Source organism: Mesorhizobium sp. P5_C1, from assembly GCF_054049815.1.
Genome location: NZ_JBFULQ010000251.1, coordinates 1 through 7,892, shown reverse-complemented (window position 1 = coordinate 7,892; position 7,892 = coordinate 1). Strand labels below are relative to the sequence as shown.

Here is a 7,892-nt window from a genome sequence, read left to right as displayed (position 1 = left end):
CCTTAGCGGAACCGTCCTCCCAAGACGCCGCCCAACCCAAGAACCAGGAGACTTGAAAATGAACAGGATTGCCCTCGCCGCCACCGCCATCCTCGTTGCCACCGGCAGCGCTTTCGCCGCCAGCGACCACTATGGCTCCGACAATGCCAACCAGACGGTTGCCCCGGTTGCCGGCGTCGATCATGCCGTTACCGGCGCGGTCAACAACACGGATATGGCTGGGTACAAGGCTGCCGATACCAAGACGAAAGCCACAATCGACTTGCCCGAATCTGGCCAGGGCATCTGGGGCAACTGATGTCCGCGGCGGTGCGGTGGCCGGCCGCGCCTGCCCGGCACCGGGTTCTAGCCTACATCCCTCGGTCGCAGACAGTGAGTGAGCCGGGCCGAGGACAGGCCCGACCAATCTCCCTCGAAGACGAAGCGCGCAAGGGCTGCAGTGGGGAACTTTTCCTCGAGCCTCTTGCGCGCCTTGGCCTCCGACTCCGGCGAGGCAAGCTGGTTTGCCAGATCGTCCAGCCCCGGATTGTGGCCAACCACCAGCAAGCTTCTGCTAGAAGCGTCGGCCTGCCGCAACTGGCTCAGAATATCCGCTGCCGACGCATCATAGAGCACATCGGCGAAGGTGACCCGCGTGTGCGCAGGCAACTCCGCCGCAACCAGCCGCCAGGTGTCGCGGGTTCGCAGCGCCGTCGACACCAGTGCCAGGTCCGGCAGCCAGTCGCGCGCCGCAAGCTCGCGCCCCATCAGCTTGGCGGCCTTCAACCCGCGCCCGGCGAGCGGCCGATCGAAATCAGCGAGACCCGGATCGTCCCAGCTCGACTTGGCGTGGCGAAGCAGGAGAAGCTGTTTCATCCCCATCTATCCGGCTTAGGGGGTTATCCGCGCCAATTGCTCGAGGTCGGCTTCCTCGCGCAGTGGGTCGGGCGCCATCACCACCGAGGTGGCATTGTCGGCATCGTCGGCAAAGTGGGCCAGCACAGTACGGCCGGCTGCCATGCGCGCCTTGCCCTCTGCGACCAGCCCAAGCGCCAGCGGATAGAGCTGGTGCTCGGCCTTCAGCACACGGGCGGCCAGTGCATCCGCGCTGTCGCCGACCATCACTGGCACGGCCGCCTGCGCGATGATCGGGCCGTCGTCCATTTCGGACGTGACGAAATGAACCGTGCAGCCGTGGATGCGCATGCCGGCGGCCAGCGCGCGCGCATGGGTGTCGAGCCCCTTGAACGCCGGCAGCAGGGCAGGGTGGATGTTGATCATGCGGCCCTGCCATTTCTGGACGAAACCGGGGGTGAGGATGCGCATGTAGCCGGCCAGCGCGACGATCTCGGCATTGAATGCTGCAAGTGCCGCATCGATCGCCGCGTCATGCGCCTGCTTGCTACCATGGTTGGCGCGGGGAATGATCTGTGTGGCGATACCGCGCGCCTTGGCGACACCAAGGCCGGCGGCGTCGGCCTTGTCGGAAATGACGCCGACGATCTCGGCGGGGAAGGCCGGGTCGCTGGCCGCCGCGATCAGCGCGGTCATGTTGGAGCCGCGCCCCGAGATCAGGACAACGGTGCGTTTCCTCTGCGCGCTCATAGGCCGATCGAGCCCCGGTAGATGACGCCGGCATCGCGGCGCGGCACGATGCGGCCGATCGGCGTCACTGTCTCACCGGCTTCCTGCAGCACGGCGGCGACCTGCGCTGCCTGGCCGGAAGCGACCGCCAAAATCATGCCGATGCCGCAATTGAAGGTGCGCATCATCTCTTCCGGCGCGACACCGCCGGTCCTGGCCAGCCACGAGAACACCGCGGGGACGTCGATCGCCTCGAGGTCGAGCTCGGCCGAAAAATCCTTGGGCAGCACGCGTGGAATGTTTTCGGGGAAGCCGCCGCCGGTGATGTGGGCCAGCGCCTTGATGCCATGCGTGCCGCGTATGGCCTTGAGAATCGACTTGACGTAGATGCGGGTCGGCTCGAGCAGCGCCTCGGCCAACGTCGCCTCGTCATTGAACGGCGCCGGATCGCTCCAGGCGAGCCCGCTGACGCCGACGATGCGGCGCACCAGCGAAAATCCGTTCGAATGCAGGCCCGAGGAGGCGAGCCCAAGCAGCACATCGCCTTCGACGATGTCGTCGGTCGGCAACAGCTGGCCGCGTTCGGCCGCGCCCACCGCAAAGCCGGCGAGGTCGTAGTCGTTGCCGTGATACATGCCGGGCATTTCCGCCGTCTCGCCGCCGATCAGCGCGCAGCCCGCCTGCCGGCAGCCCGCGGCAATGCCGCCGACGATCGCGGCACCCTGGTCGGGATCGAGCTTGCCGGTGGCGAAATAGTCGAGGAAGAACAGCGGTTCGGCACCTTGCACGACGAGGTCGTTGACGCACATGGCGACGAGATCGATGCCGATCGTGTCGTGCTTGCCGGCATCGATGGCGATCTTGAGCTTGGTGCCGACGCCGTCATTGGCGGCGACCAGCACCGGATCGGTGAAACCGGCCGCCTTGAGGTCGAACAGGCCACCAAAGCCGCCAATCTCGCCGTCGGCGCCCGGCCTGCGTGTGGCGCGCACCAGCGGCTTGATCTTCTCGACCATCAGATTGCCGGCATCGATATCGACGCCAGCCTCGGCATAGGTGAGCCCGTTCTTGCGCTTGCTCATTTCTGGCGCTTGCTCATCGTTGTTTCGTTTGCGGGCTCTTCGCATGAACGGCTTCGCCCCGCAAGGATGACGGTGGGATGCCGAAGTTTTGCCCCGATAAAAAGCGTGGAGAGCGGGTTTTTCGGCGGCGGTGGCGCCCCCTTGTGTGAAATCCCCGCTGTCCTTGCTTTTTATCGGAGGCAAAACCCCGTACCTCCGTCTGCGCCTTCACCCCTTTGCATCCTTGTGTCTGTCTGTTGTTGGTGCTCTGTTGCTTCGCATCAGGCATCCGGGGACAGGCCATGCCCAATCCGTCGCAACAGATCATGAGGCTAGGCTTTGGATTCGCCGTGTCACAGGCGTTGCGCGTAATTATCGAACTCGGCATCCCCGATCTCCTGGCTGTCAACGAGCAGTCGGTGGATAAACTTGCGGCTGCCACTCAGTCGGATGCTGACGCGCTTTATCGTGTAATGCGACTTCTCGCGCCGGAAGGCGTCTTTAGGGAAGTACTGCCCCGTCATTTCGAATTGACGGAGGTTGGCGCCGCGCTGCGCTCCGATAAGCCGGGTCCCCGTGACTTCGTCCGCATGATCAACGGTGAGGCCTATCTTGCCTTCGAGCAGCTCCTGCATTCTGTCCGCACCGGAAAGCCAGCCTTCGATAAGGTGTTCGGGAGCCCAAGGTTTGACTGGCTGTCGGAACACCCGGAGCAGGCTGCCTTGTTTCAGCGTGCAATGATCGCCTTGAGCCAAGGCAGTAACGAGGCCGTTGCCGAAGCTTATGACTTCAGGCCGTTCACACGGATCGTCGACGTTGGCGGCGGACATGGTCAGCTTCTCTCGGCGATCCTGGCCCGCAACCCCCATTTGAGCGGCGTGCTTTTCGATCCGCCTTCGGGCGTCGCGGCAGCCCGCCAGGGTGCCGGAGGCGACCTGCCGCGCACCGAATTTATCGCAGGTGATTTCTTTGAAAGCGTTCCCACCGGTGACGTCTACGTCATCAAGAAGGTCGTTCACGATTGGGACGATGGGCGTGCCGCGGAGATCCTGCGAAATTGCCGCAAGGCAATGTTGCCGAACGGAAAGGTGCTTGTGGCCGAGACCCTCGTGCCGCCAGGTGACGAACCGAACCAGATCAAGGGTATCGACGTGGTCATGCTCGCCGTCACTGGCGGCCTGGAGAGGACGCAGGTCCAATATGCAAGCTTGTTCGACGTCGCTGGGCTACGCCTTGAGCGAGTGATTCAGACCCGAGGACCCATTTCCATCCTTGAGGCGTCTGCAGCCTAACCAGAGAATATCAATGTGAGCAGTCGCGGTGCCTCGCCGTCCAGCTACCTTTGCTATGGGTGGYGCTTCTCCCTTGCGATCCCCTCCGTCTCCCATCATCTATCAGCATGCAAACCCGACAGGCGCGCATTTGACCATCCCCAACCTGATCACCATCCTGCGCCTGGTTCTGGTGCCAGCGGTGGTGTTGGCGATGCTGCAGGCGCGCTGGGACTGGGCCTTTGCCGGCCTCCTCATTGCCGGCATTTCGGATGGCGTCGACGGCTTCATCGCCCGTCGTTTCAATCAGCAGTCCATGCTCGGCGCCTATCTCGATCCGATTGCCGACAAGCTGCTGCTGGTTTCGGTCTTCGTCGTCCTGGGCTTCATCGGGCAATTGCCGCTGTGGCTGGTCGTCACCATGGTGTCGCGAGACGCGCTGATCGTCTGCGCCGTTGTGTTGTCGTCGGTCATGGCCCATCCAGTCGAGATGAAGCCGCTTTTCGTGTCGAAGGCCAACACCGCTAGCCAGATCGTGCTGGCGGCGGTTGTGCTGGGCGAACTTGCCCTTGCCGTTCACCTCGACCCTCTGCGGCCAGCCCTCATATTGCTGTCCGGGGTCTTGACCGTGGCTTCGGCCGCGGCCTATCTCGTGGCTTGGCTGAGGCATATGAGCGGCTATGGCGAAGGCTCCAATCCGGGCATCTGAGAGAGAAGCGGCAGTTGAGAGAGAGGCTGCGGTGATCGAGGCTGCGGCTGCCGATCTCGCCGCATCATCCACCTTCCGCCGGCAGATCTTCTTCTGGCTGGCCGGCGCGGCCGTGCTCGCACTTTTCCTCTATGTCTTCAGTGCCATCTTGTTGCCCTTCGTTGCTGGCATGGTGCTTGCCTATTTCCTCGATCCGGTCGCCGACCGGTTGCAGCGGCTCGGCCTGTCACGCTTCATGGCGACGGTGGTCATCCTCATCACCTTCCTCATCGTGCTGGTGCTGGCCTTCGTCGTCCTCATTCCCGTGCTGGCGACGCAGATGGCCGATTTCGCCGGCAAATTGCCGGAATATCTGACCCGGCTGCAAAGTCTGATCACGTCATATGATCCGAAATGGCTGGAACAGAAATTCGGCGTCAACGCCAATAGCTTGCGCGACGGGCTGAATTCGCTGCTGACCTCCGGCTTCGGCCTGCTCACCACGGTCTTCACCTCGATCTGGAGTTCCGGCGTGGCGCTGGTCTCGGTGGTCAGCCTGTTCGTGGTGACGCCGGTGGTTGCCTTCTACATGCTGCTCGACTGGGACCGCATGGTTGCGGTCATCGACAGCTGGGTGCCGCGCGACAATGTCGCGACGGTGCGCGCGATCGCCAAGGAGATCAACACCGCAACAGCCGGCTTCGTGCGCGGCCAGGGCACGCTGTGCCTAGTGCTGGGCGCCATGTACGCCACCGGGCTGACGCTGACCGGGCTGAATTTCGGCATTCTTATCGGCCTGTTCGCCGGGCTGATCTCCTTCATCCCCTATGTCGGCTCGCTCACCGGACTGGTGCTGGCCGTCGGCGTCGCCTTCGTCCAGTTCTGGCCGGACTGGACGATGATCGTCGCCGTCGCGGTGGTGTTTTTCATCGGCCAGTTCATCGAGGGTAACATCCTGCAGCCACGGCTGGTCGGCAAGAGCGTCGGCCTGCATCCGGTATGGCTGATGTTCTCGCTGTTTGCCTTCGGCGCGCTGTTCGGCTTCGTCGGCCTGCTGATTGCCGTGCCGGCTTCGGCGGCAGTTGCCGTGCTGGTGCGGTTTGCCATAGCCCGTTATCTGGAATCGCCGCTCTACAAGGGCCACGGCAGCACCGCGCCGGAGCTCCCGGCCGATCGGCGCAAGGCCATCAAGCCATGATTCGGCCGGTGACCAGGTTCCTTGCCGGGCCGCATGGCTGAGTCCGTATGAGCGACCAGAAAGCCGACCCGCCGCGCCAATTGCCACTCGATCTCGGCCATGGCACCGGCTATTCGCGTGACGACCTCGTCGTCTCCGGCACCAATGCGCAAGCGGTGGCTTTGGTCGACCGTTGGCCGGACTGGCCCTCGCCGGTCGTGGTGCTGGCCGGTCCCGCCGGCTCCGGCAAGACGCATCTGGCTTCGATCTGGCGCGCGCGCGCCAACGCGGTGATGGTCGACGCCAGGCGTATCGGTGACAGCATCGCCAATCTCGGCGCCCGGCCGGCACTGATCGACGATGTCGATACCGGCGCGGTGGACGAGCAAGGCCTGTTCCATCTGATCAATGCGGTGCGTGGTGCGGGCTCGACGCTGTTGTTGACGGCGCGCCGCTTTCCCTCGGCTTGGGGTGTTGCGCTGCCTGATCTGGCCTCGCGGCTGAAGGCGGCGGCGACGGTCGAGATCCATGAGCCTGACGACGTCCTGCTCGCCGGCGTCATCACCAAGCTGTTCGCCGACCGCCAGGTCGAGGTCGAGCCGCATGTCGTGCAGTATCTGGTCCGCCGCATCGAGCGCTCGCTGGCGACCGCGATGCGTGTGGTGGAACGGCTGGACCGCACAGCGCTCGAGCGCAAGACGCCGATCACGCGGGCATTGGCGGCCGAAACCGTCAGCGCCATGGACGAGGGGCAGGGCGAGTTCGAGATCTAGGATTTCCCAATGGGGCAAGGCCCATAACCGGGATCGGCGCAACGTACCGTTCGTTGCACCAGCGGCGCCGACATTGCATGTCGATGAGAGGATGGTCGGAGTGGAGAGATTCGAACTCCCGACCCTCTGGTCCCAAACCAGATGCGCTACCAGGCTGCGCTACACTCCGAACGGTCTGTTGCCTATTCATTTCGGTGTTGCATGGCAAGTGCAAAAACCTTGCCGTGTTGCGCATTGCGCAGTAATGACGACGCAGGGTGGCGATGCTGCCTTGCACAATAACGAGGTGGCCATGTCCGCGCGCATTTTCAGCCCAGCCAAAACCGCGATGCAGTCCGGCAAGGCCAAGACCGRCCATTGGGTGCTGGAATTCGACCCCGAGATGCGCAAGAAGATCGACCCCTTGATGGGCTACACCACGTCGGGAGACATGAGGAGCCAGATCAGGCTCACCTTTGATACGAGGGAAGAAGCGGTGGCCTACGCCGAAAAGGAAGGATTCGCCTTCCGCGTCGAGGAGCCGAAAGAGACCAAGCGCCGCCAGATTTCCTATGCCGAGAATTTCCGCTATGACCGCAGGACGCCCTGGACGCATTGACCGGCGGCCAGCGTCAAGTAATCAGCCGGCCCGGCGGCCGGCCAGCGGTCCCGTAGCTCAGCTGGATAGAGCACCRGCCTTCTAAGCCGAWGGTCACAGGTTCGAATCCTGTCGGGATCGCCAATAAACCGCTGAAATGATTACGAAATTAGACGGCACGATGACAGGGTGCTAGTGCGAGGTTCTGCTGTGTCAGCACGGTGTCAGCACCTGTCATCAAAAAGCCCGCCGCTGGTGCCAATTCTTTAGGGAAGCAGCAATGAGAGAGACACGCCCTTTCTATCGTGTTTTCACCGTGACCAAGCAGGAGGCAGCGGTTCAACAGATAGAGGGGGCTATTGCTGCCTTCCATGCTGGCCAATTCGCTCTTACGATAACTTTGGCCGGAGCTGCGGAAGATATGAGGCCCCACAAAGAGGGCGGCCTTTGGGTCAGCATTCGGGACAACCCAACTCGCCCAGTGGAGAAAAACAAGGATTGGATAAGGCGTCTCAACGAGACGCGCGACTGGCTCAAGCATGACAGACCCGAAGAAACCAGGGCCTTGGTCGCATTCGAGGCCGGCCTGTTCATCTTGCGGGCGATGGACAAGTGGGAGCCATGGACGCCGACGATGATCGCCTTCAAGGATCTGTGGTTCTCCTCGCCTAAGCTGATGCGCCCCGAGGATTATTCTCCCGAACAGTGAAAGCCCGCCACCGTGAGGCAGCGGGCATCACGCGGTTTACCGTTTTCAATTCGGCGAACAATCACTACTATCC

General features: G+C 62.9%; 10 protein-coding genes and 2 tRNA genes. 8 read left to right on the top strand and 4 right to left on the bottom strand.

Annotation, left to right across the window (positions count from 1 at the left end; genetic code table 11):
* The first annotated feature begins 58 nt into the window (after window positions 1-58).
* Window positions 59-298, top strand: coding sequence for a DUF680 domain-containing protein (locus ACXJ7R_RS19210; protein WP_457153225.1), 240 nt, complete (start codon window positions 59-61; stop codon window positions 296-298).
* Between the two features lie 47 nt (window positions 299-345).
* On the opposite strand, the gene ACXJ7R_RS19205 is transcribed toward ACXJ7R_RS19210, so the two are convergent.
* From ACXJ7R_RS19205 to purM, 3 genes are read right to left on the bottom strand one after another with little or no spacing between them, the layout of a single operon-like run.
* Complete coding sequence (locus tag ACXJ7R_RS19205) at window positions 346-855, bottom strand: SixA phosphatase family protein (protein ID WP_457153224.1); 510 nt, start codon at window positions 853-855, stop codon at window positions 346-348.
* Between the two features lie 15 nt (window positions 856-870).
* A complete protein-coding gene (gene purN / locus ACXJ7R_RS19200) occupies window positions 871-1,584 on the bottom strand; it encodes a phosphoribosylglycinamide formyltransferase (RefSeq protein ID WP_457153223.1) in 714 nt (237 codons plus the stop codon).
* On the bottom strand, window positions 1,581-2,645 hold the full coding sequence (gene purM, locus ACXJ7R_RS19195; protein WP_457153222.1) for a phosphoribosylformylglycinamidine cyclo-ligase: 1,065 nt from the start codon (window positions 2,643-2,645) through the stop codon (window positions 1,581-1,583). Before purM ends, purN begins: the two co-directional genes overlap by 4 nt.
* 281 nt (window positions 2,646-2,926) lie before the next feature.
* Between purM and ACXJ7R_RS19190 the strand changes: the two genes are divergently transcribed.
* From ACXJ7R_RS19190 to hdaA, 4 genes are all read left to right on the top strand, one after another.
* On the top strand, window positions 2,927-3,916 hold the full coding sequence (locus tag ACXJ7R_RS19190) for a methyltransferase (RefSeq protein WP_457153221.1): 990 nt from the start codon (window positions 2,927-2,929) through the stop codon (window positions 3,914-3,916).
* Window positions 3,917-4,046: 130 nt separating this feature from the next.
* A complete protein-coding gene (locus tag ACXJ7R_RS19185; RefSeq protein ID WP_457153220.1) occupies window positions 4,047-4,604 on the top strand; it encodes a CDP-alcohol phosphatidyltransferase family protein in 558 nt (185 codons plus the stop codon).
* Window positions 4,576-5,781: an AI-2E family transporter gene (locus ACXJ7R_RS19180; protein WP_457153219.1), complete on the top strand. Its 1,206-nt coding sequence runs from the start codon at window positions 4,576-4,578 to the stop codon at window positions 5,779-5,781. The genes ACXJ7R_RS19185 and ACXJ7R_RS19180 overlap by 29 nt, the downstream gene beginning before the upstream one ends.
* Window positions 5,782-5,828: 47 nt before the next feature.
* Window positions 5,829-6,533, top strand: coding sequence for a DnaA regulatory inactivator HdaA (hdaA, locus tag ACXJ7R_RS19175; RefSeq protein ID WP_457153218.1), 705 nt, complete (start codon window positions 5,829-5,831; stop codon window positions 6,531-6,533).
* Between the two features lie 92 nt (window positions 6,534-6,625).
* Here the strand turns inward: hdaA and ACXJ7R_RS19170 are convergent.
* Window positions 6,626-6,702, bottom strand: a tRNA-Pro gene (locus ACXJ7R_RS19170).
* 123 nt (window positions 6,703-6,825) lie between these two features.
* Here ACXJ7R_RS19170 and ACXJ7R_RS19165 point away from each other — a divergent pair.
* The 3 genes from ACXJ7R_RS19165 to ACXJ7R_RS19155 all read left to right on the top strand — a co-directional run bounded on the left by ACXJ7R_RS19165 (window position 6,826) and on the right by ACXJ7R_RS19155 (window position 7,819).
* Window positions 6,826-7,131 carry an ETC complex I subunit gene (locus ACXJ7R_RS19165; protein WP_457153217.1) on the top strand — a complete coding sequence of 102 codons (306 nt, stop codon included), beginning with the start codon at window positions 6,826-6,828 and terminating at the stop codon, window positions 7,129-7,131.
* Window positions 7,132-7,177: 46 nt separating this feature from the next.
* Window positions 7,178-7,254 (top strand) — tRNA-Arg (locus tag ACXJ7R_RS19160).
* A gap of 136 nt (window positions 7,255-7,390) precedes the next feature.
* Window positions 7,391-7,819, top strand: coding sequence for a hypothetical protein (locus tag ACXJ7R_RS19155; protein WP_457153216.1), 429 nt, complete (start codon window positions 7,391-7,393; stop codon window positions 7,817-7,819).
* Window positions 7,820-7,892: the final 73 nt, after the last annotated feature.

Bases quoted from the DNA above. Each gene is read 5' to 3' on its own strand.
- ACXJ7R_RS19180 (WP_457153219.1), top strand. From the start codon at position 4,576: ATGGCGAAGGCTCCAATCCGGGCATCTGAGAGAGAAGCGGCAGTTGAG.
- purN (WP_457153223.1), bottom strand. From the start codon at position 1,584: ATGAGCGCGCAGAGGAAACGCACCGTTGTCCTGATCTCGGGGCGCGGC.
- hdaA (WP_457153218.1), top strand. From the start codon at position 5,829: ATGAGCGACCAGAAAGCCGACCCGCCGCGCCAATTGCCACTCGATCTC.
- ACXJ7R_RS19205 (WP_457153224.1), bottom strand. From the start codon at position 855: ATGAAACAGCTTCTCCTGCTTCGCCACGCCAAGTCGAGCTGGGACGAT.
- ACXJ7R_RS19190 (WP_457153221.1), top strand. From the start codon at position 2,927: ATGCCCAATCCGTCGCAACAGATCATGAGGCTAGGCTTTGGATTCGCC.
- ACXJ7R_RS19155 (WP_457153216.1), top strand. From the start codon at position 7,391: ATGAGAGAGACACGCCCTTTCTATCGTGTTTTCACCGTGACCAAGCAG.
- purM (WP_457153222.1), bottom strand. From the start codon at position 2,645: ATGAGCAAGCGCAAGAACGGGCTCACCTATGCCGAGGCTGGCGTCGAT.
- ACXJ7R_RS19210 (WP_457153225.1), top strand. From the start codon at position 59: ATGAACAGGATTGCCCTCGCCGCCACCGCCATCCTCGTTGCCACCGGC.